The organism is Acinetobacter sp. ME22 (genome assembly GCF_022012315.1).
Taxonomy (GTDB): domain Bacteria; phylum Pseudomonadota; class Gammaproteobacteria; order Pseudomonadales; family Moraxellaceae; genus Acinetobacter; species Acinetobacter brisouii_A.
In genome coordinates this window covers 193,841-218,797 of sequence record NZ_JAKLTL010000001.1, presented here as the reverse complement: position 1 = coordinate 218,797, position 24,957 = coordinate 193,841, and the positions used below count along the sequence as shown (strand labels likewise).

The window sequence follows — 24,957 nt, the reverse complement described above, 5'->3', positions numbered from 1 at the left end:
TTTGTTTTAGTGGTTTTGCTGCACAGTCACGCTTTGAGCTGCATGCTGAGCAATATCACGAGCTTGATCTGTGGTTTCTGCGCGTGCAGTCACAACCCCCATACGACGGAGTTTAAAGCCCTCAGGTTTACCAAACAGACGCAAATCTGTATTTGGTTGCGTTAGGGCTTGTTCTAAGTGGGTAAATGATAAGTTTGTATCATCAACTCCTGCGTAAATGACAGCGCTTGCTGCGACGCTATGGCGCGCTGTATTGACAGGCAAGCCTAAAATTGCACGGGCATGTAGCTCAAATTCACTTTGGAATTGAGAAGCTAAAGTGACTAAACCTGTATCATGTGGACGAGGTGAAACTTCACTGAACCAAACCTGATCGCCTTTAACAAATAGCTCAACTCCAAAAATACCACAGCCACCTAAAGCAGTTGTGACTTTATCCGCAATATGTTGAGAGCTTTCGAGTGCAGCAGCAGACATTGGTTGTGGCTGCCAGCTTTCAACATAGTCACCCGCATCTTGACGATGTCCAATTGGATCACAGAAATGTGTTTCGATTGCACCTGTTGCTGGATTTTTAGCACGAACCGTCAAAAGGGTAATCTCGAAGTCAAAATCAATTTGTGATTCAACAATCACTTTACCTTGATTGACTCGACCTGCCTGCATGGCGTATTCCCAAGCAGCATCAACCTCAGCAAAGCTTTTTACGCGAGACTGACCTTTACCTGAAGATGACATGACAGGTTTTACAAAATTTGGATAGCCAATATCATCACAAGCGGCGCGGAAACTCTCTAAAGAATCGGCAAAACGGTACGTTGATGTCGCTAGACCAAGTTCTTCCGCAGCTAAACGGCGAATACCTTCACGGTTCATGGTCAAATTAACGGCTTTTGCTGAAGGAATAATCGTAGTTTGTTGTTTTTGTTCAATCGCGACTAAAACCTCAGTGGCAATTGCTTCAATTTCAGGAACGATTAAATGCGGTTGCACTTGATCAATTAAAGCATTTAATTCGTTGGCATCTGCCATATTGAGTGTGTAAGAAAAGTGTGAAACTTGCATTGCTGGTGCGTGGTCATATCGGTCAGCGGCATGAACTTCGACACCAAGGCGTTGCAAAGAAATGACGACTTCTTTACCCAGTTCACCAGAGCCTAAAAGTAAGACCTTAAATGCTGAAGATTGAAGAGGAGTACCGATAGAAACGTGCATGCAAATTCATCCTTGTTCAGGTGGACTTTTAGCATAACAGAACTGGGATAACTGTCATGCCTGTATTAAAGTAAAAATCAAATTTTATTAAAAAATAAGTAAATGGAAACTATTTATTTACAGTATAACAGGGAAATATGTGTAACTTACGCCATAAATCAGTGCAGCGAGTAAAGTTGCCAAAACCATACGTCGAGTTTTTAAATATAAAACGGTAAGTGTGATAAAGCCTAAACTCATTGCAAGGATTTTATTGGGTGTTGCCATCAGTGGCGGTAATGTGGCAACCATTAACATTGCACTAATCGCAGAAATTCCAATACAGCTCAGCGCAATTCGTAGCCAGATTGCTCCACGTTTCTGCTGATTTTGATGGCGTTTTTGAATAAACCATAACGGCATAAAGCGCGAACTAAAGTTGGCAATGCCAACAATAATTCCAATTAAAATAATGGATAAATTCATAAATGATGTTCATCCTGTTGTTTTAAGATGTAGTGTTTAAATAGCCCAGCGCCAATGCCTGCTAAAATACCTAAGAAAATCGCTGCGGAGAGATTAATGAAATAGCAGGATAAGCCTGCAACCACTAAAGTGACACCAACTACTAAGCCGTGACGTTTTTCAAAGGCAGCCAGTAAAAAACTTAAAAATAGGGCAGGAAGCAAGAAATCGAGAGAGGCTTGAATGAACTTGGGAAGAAGATGCATTTGATTGGCAAACAAGCCACCTAAAAAACTTCCGAGCGCCCAAGAAAACCAGCTTGATAGGCTTAGACCCAACATCCATGACTCACTCCAATCTTGACGGCGTTGGGAAAGTTGAATCATGCCACGAGCGAAGACTTCATCGGTCAGTCCCCAACCCCAAATCGCTGTTTTTTTCAGATTGAGCTTTTGTTGAATGAGGTGATAGAGCGCAGGGCCATACAAGACATGCCGAATATCGAGTGCAATGACGGTAATCGCTGCAAGCCAAATCGAAGATCCACTTGCCAATAATGCAACCACCAAAAACTGACTTGCACCTGCATACATGGTACAAGACAGAAATAAAGCCTCAAAAGCAGAGAAGCCAAATTTAGAAGCTGAAACTCCAAAAGCAAAAGAAACAGGTAAATAAGTCAACATAATGGCTTGGCTATCTTTGACGCCGTGCCAGAAATTAGCATGAGATTGGGACATATTTTTTAGTTTGGGTGCATTGCACCAAAATATCGACTAAAATTCACGAAATGCTATTGTAAATGAAATCACGCAGATCAGCGCTGAAATATTTGAATGAGGCAACCTTATGTTGTTGAAAAAACATCAAGTCGTTTATATCTTAACGGCGTGTTTATGTTTGGGTTTGCAAGGTTGTGATCGATCTTCTTCTGAAAAGAAAGTGGAAATTAAGCCCGCACCAAAATTGACCAATGATGCAACACTTTATGCACAAAAGGCATGGGTATTAATTAATCAGGTTGAACCAATTGTTGCAGAAAAGCAACTTACGAAAATTGAACCAGAGGTTCGTAAACCATTGCGTGAATTAGGCATTCAGTGGCGGGTCAATGTGAAAATGACAGATTCGGTGACAGAAGGTCAGTATGCATTGTGCCGAAAAGCGTTAACCAGTTTAGACTCTTGGGCAACAGCGACACTGAATCAGGATTCTGCTATTCAAGATGCTTATGCAGAATACAGTCGTGATAAAGCATTATGTAAAAATGCGATTGATCATCCTAGTTTAGGCAATACGCCTGCAAGTTAAACATTAAACATAAAAAAAGCGGCATAACCGCTTTTTTTATAACATAAATTAGGCTTTATGCTTATTTTGAGCAGGAGCTGCTTTTTTCTCTTGAGCTTTAGTTGGAGTCGCTTTTTTTACGACTACACATTTGCCACCTTTATGTTTAGGGCCAGTACCACCTTGTAGTGTTGTACCTTTAGGGCAAGCCATCGCATTCGCACTTAAAACAGCAAAAGTTAAAGCAACTGCAGAAGTTAGAATTTTTTTCATCATCAAGCCTTTTTTATCAGCAATCTAGGCAAAATTACCTAGTCGTGATGATACTGAACTTTATAGATTGAATAATGTATTGAATGTGGATTTTTAATTAAATTATTTTAATTTGAGACTTTATGCTTAAATTTTAAGTTTATTTTAAGTTAAATTTGATTCAGACATAAAAAAACTGGATCAAGTCCAGTTTTTATCAAAGCTTATTCTTTACGAAATTTATGATCGATGACCGCCCACACTGCAAATGCCAGTGATACGACTAATGCATAAAAAAAGTATGCAGGTTTCAAGTTTCCTGTAATTGCTCCCTGAAAAGTAAGCGTTAACATCAGTGCGAGTGTTGTAAAACAATACGTCAGAAATTGTGGGTTATGTTTTACTGCGTTGTTAATGATTAGCTTGTTCATTGAAATCATTTCACACCTCCTGTCGGTCACGACAAACACATTTGTTTTCATCAATTCATACTGTTTTACTTTGATTTTCATCTCAGTTCAATAGCTGCTAGCAGTTTTTTGTTAAACTAATATGACAAAAACACCTGTAAGTTATAGCTGAGTCACATTATGTGAGTTCACAGCGATCTTCTGTAAACTACAGTAAATAAATAAGCAAAAAAAATGCCTGAATTGATCAGACATTTTCAAAAAAATCTTAAGTTTTTGAAATTTAAATTTCTTTAGTTTTGACGCTGAGCCAATCCAAGAAATTTATCAATCACAAAAAACAGCACAAAAATAGCAACCGAAGGAATTAACCATGCCAAATTTTGTGCATCTAATGGTAATTGTGACAAAAAGCTTGGCACTAAATGACTTAAACTTGATGCTTTTAAACCTTCAAAAATCCCAAAGATTAATGCGATGATGGTCACAGGCATGACAATTAACGATGGACGATTAAAGAATTTCCAGAAGAAACTCAAAATAATCACCACAATTGCAGGGGGATAAATTGCGGTTAATACAGGCACAGAGAACGCGATCAGCTTAGTTAAACCAAGATTTGAAATGATCAATGCAAAAATAACCAAAATAAACACTAAAAGTTTGTAAGAAACTTTGGTTAATTCATGAAAATATTCAGCACATGAACATGTTAAGCCAATTGCGGTAACTGTACATGCAAGGAAAATTAAGATCGTCAAGAAGAGCGAACCTAAATCACCAAAAGTATGTTGTACATAGGCATGTAAAATTTCTGCACCATTGGTGGCAGTCGTCATAAAGGCATAACTTTGCAATCCAAGACGGAATAAGCAGAGATATAAGATGGTTAAACCAACACCTGCCATTAAGCTTGCAATGATTGCATAACGCATAATGAGTTTCTTGTCAGAAACACCACGTGAATGAATGGCTTGCACGATCACAATACCGAACACCAATGCGCCTAAAGTATCCATGGTCAAATAACCATTGACCAAACCCTCAGAAACAGGCTGCTGAATATAATTATGGACTGCTGGTGGTGTCACCAAAATAGGGAATACCAGTGTTGCAATACATAAGATTGCTAGAGCTACAATTTTAAGCGGCGCAAGAACATGTCCAATCGTATCAAGCAACTTGTTTGGATACAGTGAAATAATTCCCACAATGGTGAAATAAATACAGCTATAAATAAATAGATGCGAAGATGAATCACCAAAATAAGGAGAAAAACCAATTTCATAAGAAACGGTTGCTGTACGAGGCGTTGCAAAAAGAGGGCCAACCGCTAAATAACAAACGATAGTGAGCAGTAAACTTGAAAAACGACCTAAAGGTGCGCTAAGCGTTTCAATAGATCCTTCGACACGAGAAAGTGCCATGATTGTTAAAACGGGCAACCCCACAGCAGTAATCAAGAAACCAATGGCTGCGAGCCAAACATGTTCACCAGCTTGTTGTGCGACAATGGGAGGGAAAATAATATTTCCTGCACCAATAAAGAGCGCAAAGGTCATAAAACCTAAAGCAATAATATCTCGTATATTGAGCTTATTCATAAAAAACGGGAGGATGTTGAAACAAAGCGGTAGATTCTAGTGCAAAAATATTTTTTTTAAAATCCTCATGCTTCCAAATAAAGCATGATTATTTTTAATTAATTTAGTTTTTAAAGTATCACTTCTCAGCTTAATGGTTTGAAAATAAAATTATTAAAATAATTTTTTTGCATTATTTAAAAATAAAATTGTTATTTATTATTATCTTAAAAATAACAAAAAGTATAATTTTCATTTAAAAGCTTGCAGTTTTATACAATGAGGATTATTTTTCTAATATTATTTCTATCGAAATAGCCTAAGTAAATCTACGTTTTATTTTCATCGTTGCAATGAAATAAGGACAAATAGCCATGCGTGCCAACAAAGTCGTAATTAAAACTGAACAAGAAATTGAAAAATTAAGAATTTCAGGACGGCTTGCCGCAGAAGTGTTAGCCATGATTGGTGAACATGTACGTCCTGGGGTGAGTACAGAATATTTAGACAATTTATGTAATGACTACATTGTCAATACTTTAAAAGTGATTCCTGCCAATGTTGGATATTATGGTTATACCAAAACGACTTGTATTTCTCCAAACGAGGTTGTTTGTCATGGCATTCCTTCTGCAAAAGTCATTTTAAAAGAAGGCGATATCATCAATATTGATGTTGCTATTATTAAAGATGGATTTTATGGTGATACCAGCCGCATGTATTATGTCGGTCAAGCTACACCTCAAGCTAAAAAATTGGTTGAAACTACTTATGCAGCAATGGTTGCGGGAATTCATGCTGTTCATCCAGATGCAACATTAGGTGATATTGGGCATGCAATTCAAACAGTTGCTGAAAAACAAGGCTATAGTATCGTTCGTGAATACTGTGGACATGGAATTGGTCGTGTTTATCATGAACAGCCCAATGTGCTGCACTATGGACAAAAAGGGCAGGGCATAAAATTAAAAAAAGGGATGGTGTTTACAATTGAGCCAATGGTCAACATGGGTAAACCTCAAGTCCAAGAACTCTCTGATGGCTGGACGGTAATCACAAAAGATCATTCACTGTCTGCACAATGGGAACATATGATTGCTGTCACAGATCATGGTTTTGAATTATTGACACCGTGGCCTGAAGGGACTGGAACTTACCCTAAAATTTAATTTTGAGTCAGAAGACCATGCAATATCAAATTGAATCTGCTCACTTTTCAAGTTGTGGTGAACAACTTGCTGCCGATATTTATATGCCAAAGCAAGTCGATCTTCCACCTGTGATTATTATGGCAAATGGTTTTGCTTGTGAGCGAAAATTTAGTTTACCCGATGTAGCAAGCCGTTTTGCTGAGCAAGGTTATGCAGTGGTCTTATTCGATTATCGTGGTTTTGCAGATAGTACAGGCGAGCCACGACAATGGGTTTCTCCAAAAAGACATTTGCAAGACTGGGAAAATGTGATTCAGCAAGTCAATACTTGGTCGCATGTCAATCAGCAACAGCTTTTTTTATGGGGTATTTCTTTTAGTGGTGGGCATGTCATGACACTTGCCGCAAAAATACCAAAGATTAGAGCCATTATTGCATGTGTTCCACATATTGATGGCTTGGCGAGTGCATTGGATTATCCTAAAAAATTCTTTCCTCAAGCGCTAAAATTAGCACTAAAAGACCTTTGGGCATCTCGTTCAGGTCAAACAGTTTATATTCCTGTGATTTCAAAACAGCATGTTTGCTGCCTAGCAGGAGAGGGTTGTTATGATGCTTTTATGCAAAGTGTGCCGACAGATTCAACTTGGGAAAATAAAGTTCCAGCAAGAATATTATTGGAAATAAATACCTATCGACCTACGCATATTGCTCAAAAAATCAAGTGTCCAACATTGATGATTGCGGCTCAACATGATCAATTAATTCCGATTCGTGCGACACGAAAAGCAGCAAATAAAATTTCTGATCTTGAATTTGTTGAGTATCCAATGGATCATTTTGCAGTGGTCAATCGAGAAAGTCATTTCTTTGAGCAAGCGATCAAAGTCCAGCTTCAATTTTTAAAGCAGCAGCAAATTTAACTTTCTAAACATAAGCCGATAATGTAATTTTATTCCTATTATAAATAGCCTAAGTAAATATAAAATAATTAACCCACAAGCAGAAACAGCATGCATAAAAAAACACAGAAAAAATCTGTGCTTTTTTATCGGTCTATAAAATTATAAACCTTCTTCATACTCTTCGGCAGAAAGCAATTTTTCTACATCTGCGATATTATCAGGTTTAATTTTATACATCCAACCTGCACCATATGGATCATTATTGACCAATTCTGGTTCATCTTCTAAAGCAGGGTTAACTTCAACTACAACACCTGCAATTGGCGCATAAATATCAGAAGCTGTTTTTACAGATTCAACAACACCAGCTTGTTCACCAGCATCTAGTTGACGATCAAGCTCAGGAACTTCGATATAGACCAAATCACCTAAAGCATCTTGTGCATGATCTGTAATACCAGTAACGACAAGATCACCTTCAATACGTGCCCATTCATGAGATGCTGCATATTTCAAATCATTTGGATGATTCATAACAACTCCATAATTAAAATCAATGATTGCAGTGAGTTATACCTGTTTTTTTTCAAAAACAAAAGTTAAAAATACTTAATCTACCAAGAAACCGCCAGTTTGGCGTTGCCAGAGTTGAGCATAAATGCCATGTTTTTCTAGAAGTTCTGTGTGTGAACCTTGTTCAACAATTTGCCCTTGATCAAGAACAACAATTCGATCCATTTTAGCAATTGTAGATAGGCGATGGGCAATTGCAATAACCGTTTTACCTGCCATAAGATCGTTTAGACTCGATTGAATTGCTGCTTCAACTTCTGAATCTAGCGCACTGGTTGCTTCATCTAAAATCAGAATCGGAGCATCTTTTAGAAAAACACGTGCAATCGCAATACGTTGACGTTGTCCACCTGAGAGCTTAACACCGCGCTCACCGACATAAGCCTCTAAGCCTTTACGACCTCGGGCGTCAGACAAAGCCTCAATAAATTCTTTAACCTTAGCTTTTTCAATAGCATAATCAAATTGCTCGTCACTGGCATCATTGCGTCCATAACGGATATTGTCGGCAACAGTGCGATGAAGTAGCGATGTATCTTGTGTCACTAATGCGATATGTTGTCTTAGACTATCTTGTGTGACTTCAGCGATATTTTGCCCGTCAATTTCGATAGCACCTTTTTGAATATCATAAAAATGTAGCAATAATTGAATAAGTGTAGATTTACCCGCACCTGATCGACCAACGATTCCGATTTTTTCACCTGGTTGAATCGTTAAATTGAAATGATCAATGACATGACGATATTGATTATATGAAAAACAAATGTCTTTAAACTCGATTTTTCCGCCTTGTGTGAGTTGTAACGGTTGAGCATGCGGTGGATCAACAATTGAAACTGTTTGGGCAAGGGTATTTTTTCCGTCTTGAATTGTACCAATATTTTCAAAAAGCATGGAAATCTGCCACATGACAAATTCACTTAAACTGTTGAGTTTTAAAATCATGGCAGTTGTTGCTGCAATAATACCTAGCTCGACTTGTCCAAGTGTCCATAAGTAAACTGCTGTACCCAACACACCAATAAACAGAACGGCGCTCAGCAGTTTTAAACTCAGTTCAAACAATGTTGCAAGCCGCATTTGTTTATAGACAGTGACCATAAATTCTTGCATAGATGCTTTGGCATACTGACTTTCACGTTGAGTATGTGCAAATAATTTAACCGTTTGAATATTGGTATAGGCATCGGTAATACGACCCGTCATTACAGCACGCGCATCGGCTTGTTTTTTTGAAATTTGGATCATACGCGGTACAAAGAAAGTTGCAGCGAGTACAAATAGTCCTAGCCATACAAACAGCGGAATTAATAAACTAGGCGCAACATTTCCAAGCATCAAACTGACAGAAATAAAATAGATGATCACATAAGCTAAAATATCACCCAAAATGACCCAAAATTCGCGTACAGCAAGTGCTGTTTGCATAATTTTGGCAGCCAAACGCCCTGAGAACTCATTTGAGAAAAAATCCAGACTTTGCTGCATCATTAAATTATGAAAACGCCATCTGAGGCGCATTGGAAATGAGCTAAACAAAATCTGATGGCGGATAATAGATTGCATTGTTGCAAACATAATATTGGTCACTAAAACCCCGACCAGCATCAACAGTTGTTTTGCATGCTGCTGAAAAAACTGATTGGGATGGCTTTGGCTGAGCCAATCGACCAAGTGTCCAATTTGTGAGAAAAATAACGCTTCAAAACTGGCAGTTGCTGCGGTCAACATCACCAAAATAATCAGATAATGTTTTAAGCCTTCAGCACATTGCCAAACAAACGGGAAGAAATCTTTCGGTAATGGTTGATCTAGATTTTTAGAAGGATAGGGATCTACACGCTGTTCAAACCATTTCAATAACATACATTTTCTCCAAAGCTATGACTATATTAAAACCGAAAAAGTGCTTTGAAGAAAATGTAATATGCTTATTTAAAAAATAGATCCTTATTTGGTTGCGAGAATTTGCATATCAATTTGGGAAGCAGATTGATAAATTCTTAAACCAAATTCAGGTAAAATAGAAATTAAATGATCAAAAATATCTGCTTGAATATTCTCATATTCTAACCAAACTGTGGTGTCTGTAAATGCATAGATCTCCATTGGAATTCCCAAGTTGGTTGGCTGTAACTGACGTACAATTAAAGTTTGATTTTGTGCAATACCTTCATGCTGGCGCAAATAAAAATTAATGTACGCTCGAAATGTTCCCAAATTGGTTAGACGGCGTTGGTTATATTCAGACTGGTTGGACAGTTGATGATTAAATTGTTCCAGTTCATTTTCTTTTGCATTGAGATAATGGTTGAGCAATAGAAAGCTTTTTAATTTTTCATGTTCTTCAAAATTCATAAAATGCACACTACTTTGATCAATATATAGTGCGCGTTTCATACGTCGTACACCAGACTGCGTCATGCCACGCCAGTTACGAAATGTATCAGTGACTAATTTGTTGGTTGGAATGGTCGTAATGGTTTTATCAAAATTTTGTACGGTAATGGTATGTAGTGACATATCAATGACATCACCATCGGCATTTAATGAAGGCATTTCAATCCAATCACCAATCCGAATCATGTCATATGAAGAAATTTGTACACTGGCAACCAAAGACAAAATAGTATTTTGGAATACTAGCATGAGTACCGTTGCCATAGCACCAAAGCCAGCCAGTAGGGTAAACACATCTTTTTTAAGGAAAGTACCTAAAATCATCAAGCCACAGACCAAAAACAGCATGAGCTTAACCAGTTGTAAATAACCTTTAATGGGTTTGTTTCTGGCATTTGGATTGCGTTGATAAAGCGCATTTAATACATTGAGAATTTCACTAATGGTCAATGCAATACTGAGGAAAATAAATGCTTGTGACAGCATTTGTACCAAATAAATCAATTTGGTTGAAAGATGCGGAACCGTATCAATCCCGTTCATAATAATGACCGCAGGGACAATATTTGAAAAACGCTGAATGACACTATGTTCAGCAAGTATAGAATTATTGGCAAATGGCATTTTTAATAACAGCTTGCGTATACCACGAACCACAACTTGCTTGGCAATAAAATTTGCCACAAATGCAGATAGAATCAAGAGGCTTAAACCACTCAGCATCTCAATCCAAGGGAACTGGTTCGCCCAGTCTTGTAAATCTTGAATAAACTTAGAAAAATTAAACAAAATACCTAAGCCTTCTACTGAAAATGATTCCCATTGTAATGCGATTTGTAGGAAGGCCTAGTGCTACTTAAAATAAAAAAACGTTTTATAATGATTATGTTACAGACTTACCACATCAGATCATCAGGAATAACATATGCAGCATATGGATCTTCTTCATCTGTGGTTTGCTGATTGTTGTCTTCAGATTTCTTCCATAAAATAAAACCTGACATTTTTTGTTCAATACGTTCCGCCAAAGCCTTTGGCAGATAAGCATAATGTTCTTGTTCTTTGGCAACCACCAAACTGCCAGCAACCAATGCATTATAAATCTGCTGATTGATATAAACTCTCTTAATCTTATTTTCATCAATAAATTGATAAGCAATGTCACCTTCAGTATCTTTCACTTGATGCTGACTAATCATTTGTATGATATTGCCTTTTAAGGTTTTTTCCTCAAGCTGACGCTGCTTCTCAGAGTTCAAAGCATGGTCTTTCTCTTGTTTATGCTGCTGATCTTGTGCGATTTTAGCTTTTAATTCAGCTTCATGACTTTGTCCAGTACGTTGTTCGTGCTGCGCTTGCTTACTTAATTTCTTTGCCTTTTTATTATCGACTAAACCCGCTTTGAGTAGCTGTGCTTGTAAAGCATTTTTAACCATGAGATAAATCCAACAAAATTAGTGATGTAACTGATTACGAATGTACAGTGTCCAGTAAGTTAGGCTCATCGCCAAACTTAAACACACAGGTATCAGGAAAGTATGTAAGTTTAAATAAGGATAGAGCCATGTCACAAGAATCCCTCCAAATAAAAACCCCATTAAAATAACAATTAATAATACAACACGGCGTCTTTCAACAGGTAGACCACGTAACAGATAGCCCAGATTTAAACCCAAATCAGTTAATAAACCTGTTAAATGCGTGGTTCGAATAATGGCACCTTTATAATGGCTGACCATCGCATTTTGCATTCCCATCGCAACACATGCCCAAAGAAGTGCATAACGTGGATAATATGGAATAAGTAACCAACACAAAAAAATACACAGCGCTGATAAACTAAGGGGAATGCCATAACGTCGACCCAACTGAAAGTGGCTACTTCCCAAGATGTAACCACTATAGAGTGACCCAAGCACAAAGCTAGTGATGACACAAATCCCATAAATAGCTTGCATAGATTGCCCATGCAAAATGGCGATTGCCAACATACTGACATTGCCAGTCATGTGAGAAACAGTCTGATGCCAAATACTCAGTAGCCCAAGTGCATTCATCATACCTGCATTAAAGGCAAGAAAAAATGCACCGAGCTGAACCCAAACAGGTAATGTTTGAAATGGCATAGACACTCATAGGAACAGAGAATTTATTTCTCTTTATACCCTTGATCTACTGCAATTACAAATAACACATCGGTTGAAGAGTTGAGTGCTGTTTCAGTTGAATCTTGCAGTACACTAATCACCATACCAATCGCAACAACTTGCATGGCAACTTCAGAGGAAATACCAAATAAACCACATGCAACAGGGACAAGCAATAAAGAACCACCAGCAACACCCGAAGCACCACATGCAGAAACCGTTGCAACTACACATAAAATCAGCATTGTCGTAAGATCTGTTTGAATACCTAAAGTATTGACCGTCGCCAATGCCAAAGTCGTAATTGTGACTGCTGCACCAGACATATTGATCGTTGAACCTAAAGGAATAACCACATTCGCAGTAGATTCATCAACACCACAACGACGAGCCAAGTCTAAATTGACAGGAATATTGGCCGCAGAACTTCGTGTAAAAAATGCAGTAATGCCACTTTCGCGCAAGCATTTAAATACCAACGGATATGGATTACCTTTAATCACGATTGCCACCATAATTGGGTTAATGACAAAAGCCACAAAGAACATCGTACCCAAGAGAACAGCCAATAAATGGGTGTAACTCACTAAAGTATCTAATCCCGAATTAGCGAATGTGACCGCAACTAAACCAAAAATACCAATCGGTGCAAAACTGATCACCAACTTAATCACTCGACCAATCGCTTCAGCACTATCGTGTAAAAAAGTTTTGGTTGAATGGCTACTATGACGAAAAGCAACCCCTAAAATCAAAGCCCAAGCCAAGATTCCAATAAAATTCGCTTCACTTAAAGCCACAACAGGATTGGAAACAAAGCTGAGTACTAAATTTTTCAGTACAACACTTAGACTACTTGGTGGTTGTAAAGATTGATCACTTGCAAGATGCAAAATTAATGTAGTTGGAAATAAACGGTCAGCAATCACAGCACTCAATGCAGCTAAAAGCATACCTGTGGTGTACATGATTAAAACAGGTTTAAAATTTTTAGCACTTTGAGCTGCTTGGAAGTTAGCAATCGAAGAGATAACCAAGACAAACACTAAAATAGGTGCAACAGATTTTAATGCCTTAATAAAAATATCGCCAAGCAAGCTAAGGTATGGCGCAGCATGAGGGAAAAATAGGGCAACAGCGACCCCTAAAATAATCGCAATGACAATCCGAGTCACAAGACTTGACTGTTTAAGAGCTGAAAGCATAAGAGAGCCTTAAAAGACCAATTGAGGTTCTAAATAACAGGTGCGCTATTCTATAGAAAAAATACAAGATATTACATTTTTACTGCTATAAAAGATGATTTTTTATGAGTTTAATTGATATTTGTTTTTATGTAAGATTTTATTTTTTAAATATTTTTTTAGCTAAACAGTAAAATCTGTAAAAAATCGTTTTGCTTGGAAAGTAAACAAAAAATTACTGTTTAGCTAATCAACGGTTAGCTTGCTAACACGGCGACAGGATGGCTAGAATGGAATTGGTAAATATCATTTAAGATTTTAACAAAGCGTTGGTCTTTGATTGAGTAAAAAATCTGTTTACCTGCACGACGTGTAGTGACCACATTATTTTTGCGTAAAATCATCAATTGTTGAGATAAAGTCGGCTGTAAAATCTCACTTTTTGCTTCAATTTCAGAGACATTTAGCTCTTCATTCAGCAATAAACTCAGAATTAGCAAGCGATCTTTATTTCCAAGTGATTTGAGTACACTTACGATGTCATCGGATAACTCACGAATCACATTAATATCGAGTGGTTCGTTCATTTTTCCCCCTTATATAAGATTGCTATAATTTATTAATAAATATACAGAAAAGATGTGGACAAAAAATGGATTTTGTTATTCTTTGCGTATTATTGTAAATAAGGTAACGACTGAATATGAGGAAAATCATCATTATTTATCTATATTTGCTCTTTTTGGCAAAAAACACAAATAACGTGATTTATGTTGCATTATAAAAAATAATGATAATGCTTGAAGGAAATTTAAAATAATATCTAATATTATCAGTATTTTGAATAATATTTCATTTTTACCAATAGGAAAAAACTATCACTCTAGGGTTTTTATGATTTTTATAGGAGATGATTCTTTTTGTAGTCACTTGGTATAATATGCGTGCAAATTTTATGTACAAACGTTTGATCAATGTTTTCCTTTCTTTCAATTGAGTTTGCACTCTCTTTTATAGGCTTCTTTTGCCTATACTGGGGCTTACGGAAGATGCCCCAAATGCAAAATATTTTGCTGGTCATCGCAAGTTATCTTTGTATTTTTTTGATGTCAAACTGGATTGCAGTTTCTGTCATTGCAACATATAGCTGTATCATTTATTTTTTGTCAATTGCGATGGATCGTTGGCAAATTCATAAGAAAAAGATATTGCTCTCAGGGGTTATTTTTACTCTGCTACAATTGGCATTTTTTAAATATTATGATTTTTTCCGACAAGAAAGTAGCTTGGCTTTAGATGCATTGCATTTAGACAGTTCATTTTTAATTTCTAATCTATTGTTACCTTTAGGTTTATCTTATTATTCTTTCCAATCTATTAGTTATTTATTGAGTCGTTATCATCAAGAAACTGAAGTTCCTCGTTTTAATCTTCCTCAACTTTTATTACATTTTTCATTTTTTGCAACGATTACCGCAGGGCCAATTGCGCGTGCAAAAAGCGCTAAAGGTTTAACTGATATTCAGCAGCAACCTTGTGGTATGAGTGCTCAAATTTGCCAAACTGAGCCACGAAAAATTTTATATCCAAGTTTGGCATTTGCATTGATTTTACTTGCATTGATTAAAAAATGGTGGATTGCAGGTTGGTTGGCAGATCATTGGGTCAACCCCGTTTTTGAAAACCCCATGCAATACCACGCTTTAGAAGTGCTTTGTGCAATCTATGGCTATACCTTACAACTTTTTCTAGATTTTTCTGGATATAGTGAAATGATGGTGGCATTTGGTTTGTTATTAGGTTTTCGATTACCTGTAAACTTTCGTGCCCCGTTACTCGCGCATAATATTCGTGATTTTTGGGACAAATGGCACATTAGCCTGTCGACTTGGATTCGTGACTATATCTATATTCCGTTAGGCGGTAGCCGTGGCGGATTTGCACGTACTCAAGTTAATTTATTGATTGCAATGGTTTTGTCTGGCGTTTGGCATGGTTCGGGTTGGAACTTTTTCCTGTGGGGACTCTTACATGGTCTTGGCTTGGTGCTACTCAATATCGGCGATAAAGTCTATGAAAAAGTCCGCAAAGTAAGTCCACGTGAGTCACGAAATGTTTTAGCCAATACAGGATGGTTGGGCAAAGTCATAGGCACTTTCGTTACTATTCATTTTGTCTGTTTCTGCTTTGTATTTTTCCGTGCCAAAAGCCTAGATGAAGCATTACAAGTATTTCAGGCTTTATTTCAAAATACTGTGAACGTATCTTGGACAAACAATCCATTGTATTTACTCAGTATATTATTGATTTCATGGATAGCTTATCCTTTTGTTCGACATTACACACCAAAGCTGAGTTCAATATTTGGTCGCGTTCCTAAATATGCGGTTTCCATTCCTTTATTTGTTGTGTTTTTACTTGTACTGATTTGCGCACCTTCGGGTATTCCAGGATTTATTTATGCAAACTTCTGATACGGATATTATAAGTTCTTCGCTAGAACAGCCACAGCAGCCCGAATGTGTACAAGAACAGCTTGAGCAGCGCCAAAATTTTTTGTATGTGCTGTTTATTTTACTGGCATTTGCATTGACCTCAATTTGGATTATGCAAAACTCAGTCAATGCTTATTTTCAGCAGACTTATCATAAAGATAGCCCATTTTCGGGCTTAGATCAGTTTCACATTTGGCATATTGGTGGTGAAATTGGCGACTATTTATATGGTGAAAATGGTCAATATGATGATCATGTCAATCAAATCAATACACAAGTTATTGATGGATTTAACCAAGATTATGCTTATACACCTGAGTATAAGGCTGCTGAAGCAAAACGTTTGCAAGAAGAACAGCGCAAGTTAGCATTACTTGAAAAACAGAAAGCAAAACAAGCATTTGATCAGCGCTTTATGCTGACAGGGCAAGATCAGGTGTTTTTTGCGGGTGACTCGATGATGCAAGGCGTCGCACCTCATGTACAAAAAGTACTTGAAGATAAAGGTATCCAAACCATTAATTTAAGTAAACAAAGTACAGGTTTGACCTATCCAAAATTCTTTGACTGGCCAAAAACAATTCGTGAAACCTTAAAAAGTAACCCACGCATTAAAGTTTTGGTGGTCTTCTTAGGGCCAAATGACCCTTGGGATATGTTTGATGCGACAAGCAAACATTGGCTAACCTTCAAATCAGCAGAATGGGAAACACAATATCGTGCCCGTATTGATAGCATTTTGAGTGAAGCACGTAAACACCATGTCAGTGTGATGTGGCTTACACCGCCGAATATGCACAAAGATCAATTGAATGAGCAAATGATTTATCTGAATCAAGTGATTCAGAGCGAAGTGCAAAAGTCCAATGAGTTTGTGATTGACTCTCGTCCAATTGTGGGTGGAAAAAACAACCATTTTACTGAAAGCATGAATACTGCTGAAGGAAATGTGAAGATGCGTAGTGCCGACGGGATACATTTTACAGTTGAAGGACAGAAAATCATCGCGCACAATATTTTGCAATACTTACATTTAGCAAATTAAGCGACTTTTGAATGAAAATGAAAACCTTTAAAAGATGTAGCCTTTTGTGGGCTGCATCTGTGCTGAGTCTTGGCGTATCTGCGGGTCAACTTTCTAATTTCCAAGAACCTAATACAGCCCAATTGGTTAAAGGTATTCAACAACATCAGTTAAATGTTGTGCAGTTTGGTGATTCACATACGGCTGCGGACTACATGAGCAATGCGCTTAGAACGACATTACAAAATCAATTGGGAAATGGGGGCATGGGATGGGGAATGCCAATGTATTTTTCAGGACAACGTTTAACCCGTTTTGGTTATGACAATAGTCACTGGCAACCTATTTCCATTCGTTCACAGCCCAATGCAAACTATACGCTAGGAGGCTTGCTTGCACGCCCTCTGACAGAAGGTGCGACATTAACCATTAAAGCCAAACAATCTGAGCAACGCCAAAAGATTACAGTGAGTATTCGTCAAGGCGCGCAAGACAGTGATTTTGTTGGGGTCGATAGTCAAGGGCAACGCTTTAGCTTAAGTGCGCCAGTGAAAAATAATACATGGCAGTTACAGACATTTGAAGCACAATTACCTTTTACCATTACTGCACCTCACAATCCACAGTCTGTTATTGGGGGATGGTGGGCAAAAAATGCCACAGGTTCTGGAGCAGTGGTTTCAGCCCTTGGTATTAATGGTGCACAGCTTCAATCTTGGAACAATTGGAACAGTGCGTGGAAACAACAACTTGGTCAACTCAAATTTAATTTGATTATTTTGGCGTATGGGACAAATGAAGCCTATAACAGATATGACCTTGAACAAGAGCGCCAAATTTTATTGGGACGTATCCACGATATTCGTGAAGCTTCGCCACAAAGTGCAATTTTAATTGTGTCTGCACCTGAGAGTCTAAAAGATAAATCTGGTGAATGTGGTACACGACCTACTCAACTTACCCAATTTCAAACCATGCAACGTGAAGTCGCAACACAAGCTCATACCTTATTTTGGGACTGGCAAGCTGCAATGGGGGGAAGTTGTAGCATGAAAAATTGGATGGAACGCGGAGATGCGGCGCGGGACGGCGTACATTTTTCAGCTTCAGGTTATACGCAATTGGGAGATATGCTGGGTAATGATATCTTGGCATTGGCAGGGCAATCCGCACCAACCACCACGCGATCTAGTGCAGTCAAAGCATTACCAAAATCAGGACTATCTGTAAAAAATAATACAGTGAGCAGTTTGGGCTATGCCAGTATTTGTGATGTTGAAGATCAAAATAGCTGTAAAACGATTCATTAAATCAATAAAAAAAGACCTGCAATAACAGGTCTTTTTTTATGAGTGAATTACTGATGTACGACCAATACAGGAACAGTACCTTCTTCCAAAATTGCTTGAGTGACACTGCCCAAGAGTAATTTTTTAATGCCTTTACGACCATGCGAGCCAATCACAATCAGATCAGCCGCTAACTCAGCAGTCGCTTCGACAATAACTTTATGGACGGTCTGACCTTCAAGAATTTGAGTTTCAGCATTCACGCCTTCTTGGGTAAATAAAGCTTTTGCTTGTTCAAGAATACCTTGAATTTCTTCTTTTGCTTTAACCACATAATCATTAATAAATTGATCTGTGTTCACAAACTCTACTGCAACAAATGGGTCAATTGCCAGTACACATACAGCAGTGACTTTACTGTTAAATGCTTTTGCAATTTCAGCGGCTTGTTTGACTGCGACAAGTGAAGTTTCTGAACCATCAACTGGTACTAAAATATGTTGGTAAGCCATTTTAATTACTCCTGAGTTGTCCGTAGACACTGGATACTTTTGTTAGATTTTACTCTTTGTGAAGTCTAAGTGTCTTATTCATCAGAATTTCTAGTTATTTTGACCAGAGGATTTGAGTGAAGTACACATGCTTTAAGGCTAGCATTTTTACAATGATGAAAAAAGAGGGAGAGCGTGTGCTTTCAATGAATAAAATCTATGCTAATCCTTATAAATATTGGGGAATAAGCTTAACTTTCATCTTTCTTTCATAATCTGCTGTCCATAATAGCCATCATTTTTTAGAGTGACCCCTCATGGATAATAAATCAGACATTCAAAACTTAGATAAATTAATTGAAGAATTTACAGTAAAGAATAAAAAACCTGAAAAAATTTTAATTGGATATAAGGTTTATGCTGAGTTAATGAATGAACGTCAGTTCATGCAAGAAGTGGTTGGATCTGCAATGAACCCAAACAAACGTAAGTATAAGAATATTAAAATTAAAGTCACTCAAGATGGGCGACAACTTGAAATTGTTTAACTCAATTACAAAGAAGCTCACCGTATTGTGAGCTTCAAAAATATCTGAGCGATCAGTATATTCTACCGTTCATCTAATTTTTCGTTTAAAAAATAAACCATTTTATATAAGATAAAAATTCAAATAACAACTTAAATAATAGTATTATGACAAAGATTCTCTGGGATGGAGAACACGAGTTTCCATCTAAAATAATTGATTTTAAAGGGTATTTACTATCTTTCCTTGAAGAAGGTAATGTTGATATATCCAATATCAGTTTCCATTATGATCTTGAAGAAGATGAATTTTTTGATAAAAAAATCCAAGAATACTATCAATTATGGAGATCAAGATATTAGTGAATAATAAATTAATTTTTCTTATCAATGATGATCCTGCAATAAAATATTTGGAATCTTGCCTAGAAAAATATCACGAGCAATATCTCCTTGCTGCTCAATGTTATACGCTGCAAATGCTTTGCCTTTTTGTAGTGTATAACGGTAAGGGTTGTAGTATTTTGCTGTGAGATAATAGGCCGTTTGTAGTAATCCACCTCGCCATAAGACTGATAAACCTTGCTGATATTGTAAAATATGAGTCATTTCATGAATAAAAACTGACTGATAAATCAAGGACTCTTTACCATAATCGAGTGAATAATTTTCAGGATTGACAAAAATAGTACCGTTGGGTGCCATAAACATGCCAATTGGTTGCCAAGGTAAAAATGGCGCACTCAAAATTTTAACTTGCGTATAATCAATTAAATCGGCAAAAACTGCTTTCGCTAAAGTCATTTCTGCATGAGTCAAATTTCGTACTTGTAATGTCCAAATTTTAAAATAATCAAAGCAATACAGCAGTAAGAACCAAACCAAGCGATCTTTTAAACTCATACTGGGCTAGGCTCCTAATGTCATGTATCAACCAGTAAAGGAAATGAAAATGAAGAAGCAAGTCGGCATACCGACTTGAGTAATCAAATCATACCTCATATTTTGATACAAACATTTTAAGGTATGTGGGTTTAAGAAAAAATGGGCAGTCTAAATGCTATTGTGATGCGCTGTATGACAAGCCAAGGTCATGATGATTGGTTTTTTTGATCTTCTGAAGGTGGCATGCCAAAAAAGCGTTTATATTCTCTGGAAAATTGCGACAGACTTTCATAGCCGACCTGTAAACTGGCAGACGAAATATCTCGACTTTCGGTCAGTAACAAACGGCGCGCTTCAGTTAAACGCATACTCTTTTGGTACTGAAGCGGGCTCATGTTGGTAATGTCCCGAAAATGCTGATGAAAGCTCGATACGCTCATTCCCATACTTTTGGCCAGTTCTTCAATGCTTAAAGACTCGGTGAAATTGTGCTTAATCCAGTCGATGGCGCGAATAATCCGATGCCCCGTTGTGCCCATCGTAACAATCTGCTTGAGTCGTTCACCTTGCGGGCTGATTAGCAGGCGATAAAAAATTTCCTTAATAATTAAGGGTGCGAGTACAGCAATATCTTGTGGTGTATTGAGTAAATTCATTAGGCGAATAAAGGCACTGATCATCTCGGGTGTGAGTTTTCCAACCGCAACGCCTTTACGGTCTTTATGTGCAGGTTTAAAAGGAATCTGCGCTTCAAGCATGATTTGCGCCAGTAAATGCGGATCGAGTTTGAGTAACACACTGAGATAGGGACGTTCTGGCGAGGCTTCAGTAATTTGTGCAATTACGGGAAAATCCACCGCGGTAAACAGAAAATGACTGGCATCGTAGGTATAGATTTCCTGACCGAGCATGACCTGTTTTTGCCCTTGAGCAATCAGGCACAGACTGGCATCCATGACATAACTGGTTGGTTCAGTCAGATGTTCCCAACGGCTTAAATTCAAGCCAGCAATGGGTGTTTGCACATGGTGCTGACCTTGCGTCCACTGGGCGATGCTACGTCCTAAAATTTCATTAAGCCCCATTTCCAAATTTGACATTGCCCGACCTTTTTACTGCTGTAACTCTGCCCAACATAGTCGTAATTGGGCAAGAAACCTAGAGTCTGCAATATTTTTTTGGAGAATTAGGCAAATCTGCAAGAGGAATGGAACAACCGTTTTAGCCCAAAATTTCTATACTGGTTTTACGGTTCTGATGACAGACCGCTTTCAATAAAGAGGTGAAGTTCATGCAAGTGCTTAAAAATGCCCAGCATCAGTCTCAGCAAGGTTCATCAGACTGGTTCAGTGGCACAGTCCATATTGATAGCCTGTTTGCACAGCAAGAACCTGCTTATGTCAGTGGTGGGCGGGTGACCTTTCAGCCCCAAGCCCGCACGGCGTGGCATACCCATCCACTGGGTCAGATTTTACTGGTCACCGCAGGTATGGGCTATGTGCAGAAATGGGGTGAACCCCGTCAGATGATTCAGTCTGGCGATATTGTGGTGATTGCACCCAATGAAAAACACTGGCACGGCGCATCGGAACAGCAATTTATGACCCATATTGCCTTGCAGGAAGCCCAACAAGGTCAGGTCGTGACGTGGTTAGAACACGTGGCAGATGAACAATATTTAGTGTCTGGAGAATAATATGAGTATTAAAGTCTTGGGTTATGCAGCCCAATCGGCAACAAGTTCGCTAGCTCCGTTTACTTTTGAACGCCGTGATCCGCGTGAAGATGATGTCACGATTGAAATCGAGTATTGCGGTGTTTGTCACTCCGATTTACATCAGGCGCGTAATGACTGGGGTTTTAGCCGTTATCCGATTGTTCCTGGACATGAGATTGTTGGACGTGTCACTGCAACAGGTACAAAAGCCCACAAATTCAAAGTCGGTGATTTGGTCGGAATTGGCTGTCTGGTCGATTCTTGCCGCCACTGCTCAGCCTGTGACAAAGGTTTAGAACAGTACTGTGAAAATGGGCATGTGCAAACCTATGCAGGTGAAGACTTGCATGACCATCGCCCAACTTATGGTGGCTATTCACAGACCATTATCTGTTCGGAAGATTTTGTACTGAAAGTGCCTGAAAACTTAGATACCAAAGCGGTTGCACCGTTGCTGTGTGCAGGAATTACCACATGGTCACCACTGCGTCACTGGAACGTGGGTCAGGGTACGAAAGTAGCTGTGGTTGGTTTAGGTGGCTTGGGGCACATGGCGATTAAACTGGCGCATGCACTCGGTGCAGAAGTCACACTATTTACCCGCTCAGCCAGTAAAGAACAGGATGCGAAACAATTAGGTGCAGATCATGTGGTGCTCTCGACCGATGCCGCACAAATGCAAGCGGCTGCCAATCAGTTTGACCTAATTATTGATACTGTGCCGTATGAGCATGATCTCAATCCGTATGTACCAACTTTGGCGTTGAACGGTACGTTGGTATTGGTGGGTTATTTGGGTGAAATCCAGCCACATACGGTTCCAATGATTATGGGTCGTCGTTCGGTTGCAGGTTCGGTCATTGGCGGGATTCAGGAAACCCAAGAGCTGTTGAATTTCTGTGGTGAACATAACATTACTGCTGATGTGGAAATGATCGAAATGCACAGTATTAACGATGCCTTTGAGCGTATGTTAAAAAGCGATGTCAAATACCGCTTCGTGATTGATATGCAGTCTTTTAAAGACGCTTCTTAATTCAAGCACCGCATCACGTTGGCATGACGTGATGCGGTTTTTTATTCCGCGGTTAAATCTACAAATCATCAAAATTTTACGCAAATTTTACGCCGTTGCTGATGGGCGTGCATAGAGAATTTACGGGCAGATTTTTCATACTGAAGCGACTGATTTTTAGATTCAGGATGAAATTTTCATGTCACCACAATACATTGTGAGTTGTGCGAGTGTTTTTCTTCAAGGAGAACACGCATGCTCGAATTAATCTTATTACTCTGTTTGGTGATGTTAGCCGCCTATCCACTTGGGCGTTATCTGGCTGCCATCATGCAAAATCAACCCATGCGCATAGATGGCTGTTTTACATGGCTTGAAAAACCACTGTATGCACTTTTGGCAACCCATCCGCAAAACAGCATGACGGTGAAAAGCTATATCGGCTGCTTTCTGACAAGTTGTGGGGTGATGGCGCTTCTCGCTTGGGGCATTTTAATGACTCAGGCATGGTTGCCGCTGAACCCTGACCATATCCCCAATATGTCATGGGATTTGGCGCTGCATACCGTGATCTCATTTTTAACCAATACCGATCAGCAGCATTATGCAGGTCAGACCCAGTTATCGTATTTATCCCAAATGATGGTGATTGTTGGTTTACAAGTGATTAGCCCCATGATGGGACTCGCCATTTTGGTGGCGACCATTCGGGCATTATTTATTCCCACCAATCATCCAAACGAAACTTCACAGTTTCAACAACGACGGGTTGGCAATTATTGGGCAGATCTCATTCGCCCTACAGTGCGGTTTTTACTACCACTGTGCTTGTTGTGGTCGCTACTGCTCAACAGTCAGGGTGTACCTGCAACTTTCAATGCAGGCGCACAGGTCACAGTGTTAGATCAGCACGCTGCAACCACGCAATACATTCCTCTAGGCCCTGTTGCACCACTGGTGGCGATTAAACAACTTGGCAGTAATGGAGGAGGATGGTATTCACCAAACAGTGCCACACCTTTGGAAAACCCGACAGCATTGTCCAACTTTATGGAAATGTTTGCGATTTTACTGATTCCTGTTGCTGTGATCTTTATGCTCGGCATCTTGAGTCGACGCCGTAAATTTGCGGGATTGGTCTTTGCATCAATGCTACTGATGTCATTGCTGTCTAGCATCGCTGCACTTTGGTCGGAAGCTTGGTCACACGCGGCTTTGCATCCTGCGATTATGGAAGGTAAAGAAGTCCGTTTTGGGGAAATGTCCTCGGCACTGTGGGCAGCGTTGACCACCCAAGTCAATAACGGCTCAGTCAATATGATGCATGACTCCGCAACACCCCTCACAGGTTTGGTGACCTTGGTCAATATGCTGATTAATGCGATTTGGGGGGGAATTGGTTGTGGCGTACAACAGTTTTTCATCTATCTGTTTTTAGCGGTGTTTATTGCGGGGTTAATGACAGGGCGTACCCCTGAAATCTTTGGACGGAAAATTGAGGCAGAAGAAATCAAACTACTGGCTGTGGTGATTTTGCTGCAACCGATCGTAATTTTGGCATTGACCTCGATAGCTCTCTTTTTCCCCAGCCTGACGGCGAATAGTAATCCTGCATTTCATGGCATTTCTCAGGTGTTTTATGAATATGTTTCGGCATTTGCCAATAACGGCTCAGGTTTTGAAGGTGTAGGCGATAACACGCCGTGGTGGAATCTGTCGTGTAGTCTGGCGCTGTTGCTTGGACGTTTTCCGACGTTAATCATTCCGCTTTGGATTGCAGCACGTTTGGCAAGCAAACGTAAAACCCCAGAATCTCGTGGCAGTTTGCAGATAGAAACCCCAACGTTTGCACTGACACTGATTGCGATTGTACTGATGTTGACCCTCTTACAATTTATGCCTGTGCTGGTACTTGGACCTATTGCTGACCAGTTCGTGTTATTGCACGGTTAAGGACT

The 24,957-nt window shown here is 38.9% G+C and carries 25 protein-coding genes and 1 pseudogene; 10 read left to right on the top strand and 16 right to left on the bottom strand.

The window, feature by feature from the left end; genetic code table 11:
• Positions 1-6: 6 nt before the first annotated feature.
• From purT to LVY74_RS01100, 3 genes are all read right to left on the bottom strand, one after another.
• Positions 7-1,215, bottom strand: a complete 1,209-nt coding sequence (gene purT / locus LVY74_RS01110; protein ID WP_237813457.1) for a formate-dependent phosphoribosylglycinamide formyltransferase — start codon at positions 1,213-1,215, stop codon at positions 7-9.
• A gap of 117 nt (positions 1,216-1,332) precedes the next feature.
• Entirely contained in the window at positions 1,333-1,680 is a 348-nt protein-coding gene (ygaH, locus tag LVY74_RS01105; RefSeq protein WP_151710888.1) for an L-valine transporter subunit YgaH, read from the bottom strand.
• Entirely contained in the window at positions 1,677-2,399 is a 723-nt protein-coding gene (locus tag LVY74_RS01100) for an AzlC family ABC transporter permease (RefSeq protein WP_237813456.1), read from the bottom strand. The genes ygaH and LVY74_RS01100 overlap by 4 nt, the downstream gene beginning before the upstream one ends.
• 109 nt (positions 2,400-2,508) lie before the next feature.
• On the opposite strand from LVY74_RS01100, the gene LVY74_RS01095 reads away from it, so the two are divergent.
• The gene (locus LVY74_RS01095) at positions 2,509-2,970 is read left to right on the top strand and encodes a hypothetical protein (protein WP_151710890.1); all 462 of its coding nucleotides are present in this window, start codon (positions 2,509-2,511) and stop codon (positions 2,968-2,970) included.
• 51 nt (positions 2,971-3,021) lie between these two features.
• On the opposite strand, the pseudogene LVY74_RS01090 reads toward LVY74_RS01095, so the two are convergent.
• The 3 genes and pseudogenes from LVY74_RS01090 to brnQ all read right to left on the bottom strand — a co-directional run.
• A pseudogene (locus LVY74_RS01090) lies at positions 3,022-3,222 on the bottom strand (hypothetical protein); the annotation flags it as partial.
• A gap of 203 nt (positions 3,223-3,425) precedes the next feature.
• Positions 3,426-3,641, bottom strand: a complete 216-nt coding sequence (locus LVY74_RS01085; protein ID WP_151710892.1) for a hypothetical protein — start codon at positions 3,639-3,641, stop codon at positions 3,426-3,428.
• A gap of 263 nt (positions 3,642-3,904) precedes the next feature.
• Positions 3,905-5,215 carry a branched-chain amino acid transport system II carrier protein gene (gene brnQ / locus LVY74_RS01080; RefSeq protein WP_151710893.1) on the bottom strand — a complete coding sequence of 437 codons (1,311 nt, stop codon included), beginning with the start codon at positions 5,213-5,215 and terminating at the stop codon, positions 3,905-3,907.
• 353 nt (positions 5,216-5,568) lie between these two features.
• Between brnQ and map the strand changes: the two genes are divergently transcribed.
• Positions 5,569-6,363 (top strand): type I methionyl aminopeptidase, encoded by a 795-nt coding sequence (gene map / locus LVY74_RS01075; protein ID WP_237813455.1) that lies wholly within the window; start codon positions 5,569-5,571, stop codon positions 6,361-6,363.
• Positions 6,364-6,380: 17 nt separating this feature from the next.
• Positions 6,381-7,268 carry an alpha/beta hydrolase gene (locus LVY74_RS01070; RefSeq protein ID WP_237813454.1) on the top strand — a complete coding sequence of 296 codons (888 nt, stop codon included), beginning with the start codon at positions 6,381-6,383 and terminating at the stop codon, positions 7,266-7,268.
• Positions 7,269-7,409: 141 nt separating this feature from the next.
• Here LVY74_RS01070 and gcvH read toward each other — a convergent pair whose 3' ends face one another.
• From gcvH to LVY74_RS01035, 7 genes are all read right to left on the bottom strand, one after another.
• Positions 7,410-7,784 carry a glycine cleavage system protein GcvH gene (gene gcvH, locus LVY74_RS01065; RefSeq protein WP_237813453.1) on the bottom strand — a complete coding sequence of 125 codons (375 nt, stop codon included), beginning with the start codon at positions 7,782-7,784 and terminating at the stop codon, positions 7,410-7,412.
• Positions 7,785-7,859: 75 nt separating this feature from the next.
• Positions 7,860-9,692 carry an ABC transporter ATP-binding protein gene (locus tag LVY74_RS01060; RefSeq protein ID WP_237813452.1) on the bottom strand — a complete coding sequence of 611 codons (1,833 nt, stop codon included), beginning with the start codon at positions 9,690-9,692 and terminating at the stop codon, positions 7,860-7,862.
• An 84-nt stretch (positions 9,693-9,776) separates the two neighbouring features.
• Positions 9,777-11,015, bottom strand: a complete 1,239-nt coding sequence (locus LVY74_RS01055; RefSeq protein WP_442862761.1) for a mechanosensitive ion channel family protein — start codon at positions 11,013-11,015, stop codon at positions 9,777-9,779.
• 107 nt (positions 11,016-11,122) lie between these two features.
• Positions 11,123-11,662, bottom strand: a complete 540-nt coding sequence (locus tag LVY74_RS01050) for a DUF2058 domain-containing protein (RefSeq protein ID WP_237813451.1) — start codon at positions 11,660-11,662, stop codon at positions 11,123-11,125.
• An 18-nt stretch (positions 11,663-11,680) separates the two neighbouring features.
• On the bottom strand, positions 11,681-12,352 hold the full coding sequence (locus tag LVY74_RS01045; protein WP_237813450.1) for a YoaK family protein: 672 nt from the start codon (positions 12,350-12,352) through the stop codon (positions 11,681-11,683).
• A 23-nt stretch (positions 12,353-12,375) separates the two neighbouring features.
• On the bottom strand, positions 12,376-13,578 hold the full coding sequence (gene sstT, locus LVY74_RS01040; RefSeq protein ID WP_237813449.1) for a serine/threonine transporter SstT: 1,203 nt from the start codon (positions 13,576-13,578) through the stop codon (positions 12,376-12,378).
• A gap of 236 nt (positions 13,579-13,814) precedes the next feature.
• Positions 13,815-14,144 carry a metalloregulator ArsR/SmtB family transcription factor gene (locus LVY74_RS01035; protein ID WP_237813448.1) on the bottom strand — a complete coding sequence of 110 codons (330 nt, stop codon included), beginning with the start codon at positions 14,142-14,144 and terminating at the stop codon, positions 13,815-13,817.
• Between the two features lie 462 nt (positions 14,145-14,606).
• Here LVY74_RS01035 and LVY74_RS01030 point away from each other — a divergent pair, with 462 nt between their 5' ends.
• From LVY74_RS01030 to LVY74_RS01020, 3 genes are read left to right on the top strand one after another with little or no spacing between them, the layout of a single operon-like run.
• The gene (locus LVY74_RS01030; RefSeq protein ID WP_237813447.1) at positions 14,607-16,031 is read left to right on the top strand and encodes an MBOAT family O-acyltransferase; all 1,425 of its coding nucleotides are present in this window, start codon (positions 14,607-14,609) and stop codon (positions 16,029-16,031) included.
• Positions 16,018-17,097: a DUF459 domain-containing protein gene (locus LVY74_RS01025; RefSeq protein ID WP_237813446.1), complete on the top strand. Its 1,080-nt coding sequence runs from the start codon at positions 16,018-16,020 to the stop codon at positions 17,095-17,097. The genes LVY74_RS01030 and LVY74_RS01025 overlap by 14 nt, the downstream gene beginning before the upstream one ends.
• A gap of 44 nt (positions 17,098-17,141) precedes the next feature.
• Positions 17,142-18,386: a GDSL-type esterase/lipase family protein gene (locus tag LVY74_RS01020; protein WP_237813445.1), complete on the top strand. Its 1,245-nt coding sequence runs from the start codon at positions 17,142-17,144 to the stop codon at positions 18,384-18,386.
• Between the two features lie 47 nt (positions 18,387-18,433).
• Here LVY74_RS01020 and LVY74_RS01015 read toward each other — a convergent pair whose 3' ends face one another.
• On the bottom strand, positions 18,434-18,877 hold the full coding sequence (locus LVY74_RS01015) for a universal stress protein (protein ID WP_237813444.1): 444 nt from the start codon (positions 18,875-18,877) through the stop codon (positions 18,434-18,436).
• A gap of 296 nt (positions 18,878-19,173) precedes the next feature.
• On the opposite strand from LVY74_RS01015, the gene LVY74_RS01010 reads away from it, so the two are divergent.
• Positions 19,174-19,404 (top strand): hypothetical protein, encoded by a 231-nt coding sequence (locus LVY74_RS01010; RefSeq protein WP_237813443.1) that lies wholly within the window; start codon positions 19,174-19,176, stop codon positions 19,402-19,404.
• A gap of 365 nt (positions 19,405-19,769) precedes the next feature.
• On the opposite strand, the gene LVY74_RS01005 is transcribed toward LVY74_RS01010, so the two are convergent.
• Positions 19,770-20,285: a hypothetical protein gene (locus LVY74_RS01005; RefSeq protein WP_237813442.1), complete on the bottom strand. Its 516-nt coding sequence runs from the start codon at positions 20,283-20,285 to the stop codon at positions 19,770-19,772.
• Positions 20,286-20,473: 188 nt separating this feature from the next.
• Positions 20,474-21,367: an AraC family transcriptional regulator gene (locus LVY74_RS01000; RefSeq protein ID WP_237813441.1), complete on the bottom strand. Its 894-nt coding sequence runs from the start codon at positions 21,365-21,367 to the stop codon at positions 20,474-20,476.
• Between the two features lie 191 nt (positions 21,368-21,558).
• Here LVY74_RS01000 and LVY74_RS00995 point away from each other — a divergent pair, with 191 nt between their 5' ends.
• The 3 genes from LVY74_RS00995 to kdpA all read left to right on the top strand — a co-directional run bounded on the left by LVY74_RS00995 (position 21,559) and on the right by kdpA (position 24,952).
• Positions 21,559-21,963, top strand: coding sequence for a (R)-mandelonitrile lyase (locus LVY74_RS00995; protein WP_237813440.1), 405 nt, complete (start codon positions 21,559-21,561; stop codon positions 21,961-21,963).
• A 1-nt stretch (position 21,964) separates the two neighbouring features.
• Positions 21,965-23,020, top strand: coding sequence for an NAD(P)-dependent alcohol dehydrogenase (locus tag LVY74_RS00990; protein ID WP_237813439.1), 1,056 nt, complete (start codon positions 21,965-21,967; stop codon positions 23,018-23,020).
• A 234-nt stretch (positions 23,021-23,254) separates the two neighbouring features.
• Positions 23,255-24,952: a potassium-transporting ATPase subunit KdpA gene (gene kdpA / locus LVY74_RS00985; protein WP_237813438.1), complete on the top strand. Its 1,698-nt coding sequence runs from the start codon at positions 23,255-23,257 to the stop codon at positions 24,950-24,952.
• Positions 24,953-24,957: the final 5 nt, after the last annotated feature.

Coding starts and splice junctions, on each gene's coding strand:
- purT (WP_237813457.1), bottom strand. CDS start 1,215: ATGCACGTTTCTATCGGTACTCCTCTTCAATCTTCAGCATTTAAGGTC.
- ygaH (WP_151710888.1), bottom strand. CDS start 1,680: ATGAATTTATCCATTATTTTAATTGGAATTATTGTTGGCATTGCCAAC.
- LVY74_RS01100 (WP_237813456.1), bottom strand. CDS start 2,399: ATGTCCCAATCTCATGCTAATTTCTGGCACGGCGTCAAAGATAGCCAA.
- LVY74_RS01095 (WP_151710890.1), top strand. CDS start 2,509: ATGTTGTTGAAAAAACATCAAGTCGTTTATATCTTAACGGCGTGTTTA.
- LVY74_RS01085 (WP_151710892.1), bottom strand. CDS start 3,641: ATGATTTCAATGAACAAGCTAATCATTAACAACGCAGTAAAACATAAC.
- brnQ (WP_151710893.1), bottom strand. CDS start 5,215: ATGAATAAGCTCAATATACGAGATATTATTGCTTTAGGTTTTATGACC.
- map (WP_237813455.1), top strand. CDS start 5,569: ATGCGTGCCAACAAAGTCGTAATTAAAACTGAACAAGAAATTGAAAAA.
- LVY74_RS01070 (WP_237813454.1), top strand. CDS start 6,381: ATGCAATATCAAATTGAATCTGCTCACTTTTCAAGTTGTGGTGAACAA.
- gcvH (WP_237813453.1), bottom strand. CDS start 7,784: ATGAATCATCCAAATGATTTGAAATATGCAGCATCTCATGAATGGGCA.
- LVY74_RS01060 (WP_237813452.1), bottom strand. CDS start 9,692: ATGTTATTGAAATGGTTTGAACAGCGTGTAGATCCCTATCCTTCTAAA.
- LVY74_RS01050 (WP_237813451.1), bottom strand. CDS start 11,662: ATGGTTAAAAATGCTTTACAAGCACAGCTACTCAAAGCGGGTTTAGTC.
- LVY74_RS01045 (WP_237813450.1), bottom strand. CDS start 12,352: ATGCCATTTCAAACATTACCTGTTTGGGTTCAGCTCGGTGCATTTTTT.
- sstT (WP_237813449.1), bottom strand. CDS start 13,578: ATGCTTTCAGCTCTTAAACAGTCAAGTCTTGTGACTCGGATTGTCATT.
- LVY74_RS01035 (WP_237813448.1), bottom strand. CDS start 14,144: ATGAACGAACCACTCGATATTAATGTGATTCGTGAGTTATCCGATGAC.
- LVY74_RS01030 (WP_237813447.1), top strand. CDS start 14,607: ATGCCCCAAATGCAAAATATTTTGCTGGTCATCGCAAGTTATCTTTGT.
- LVY74_RS01025 (WP_237813446.1), top strand. CDS start 16,018: ATGCAAACTTCTGATACGGATATTATAAGTTCTTCGCTAGAACAGCCA.
- LVY74_RS01015 (WP_237813444.1), bottom strand. CDS start 18,877: ATGGCTTACCAACATATTTTAGTACCAGTTGATGGTTCAGAAACTTCA.
- LVY74_RS01010 (WP_237813443.1), top strand. CDS start 19,174: ATGGATAATAAATCAGACATTCAAAACTTAGATAAATTAATTGAAGAA.
- LVY74_RS01005 (WP_237813442.1), bottom strand. CDS start 20,285: ATGAGTTTAAAAGATCGCTTGGTTTGGTTCTTACTGCTGTATTGCTTT.
- LVY74_RS01000 (WP_237813441.1), bottom strand. CDS start 21,367: ATGTCAAATTTGGAAATGGGGCTTAATGAAATTTTAGGACGTAGCATC.
- LVY74_RS00995 (WP_237813440.1), top strand. CDS start 21,559: ATGCAAGTGCTTAAAAATGCCCAGCATCAGTCTCAGCAAGGTTCATCA.
- LVY74_RS00990 (WP_237813439.1), top strand. CDS start 21,965: ATGAGTATTAAAGTCTTGGGTTATGCAGCCCAATCGGCAACAAGTTCG.
- kdpA (WP_237813438.1), top strand. CDS start 23,255: ATGCTCGAATTAATCTTATTACTCTGTTTGGTGATGTTAGCCGCCTAT.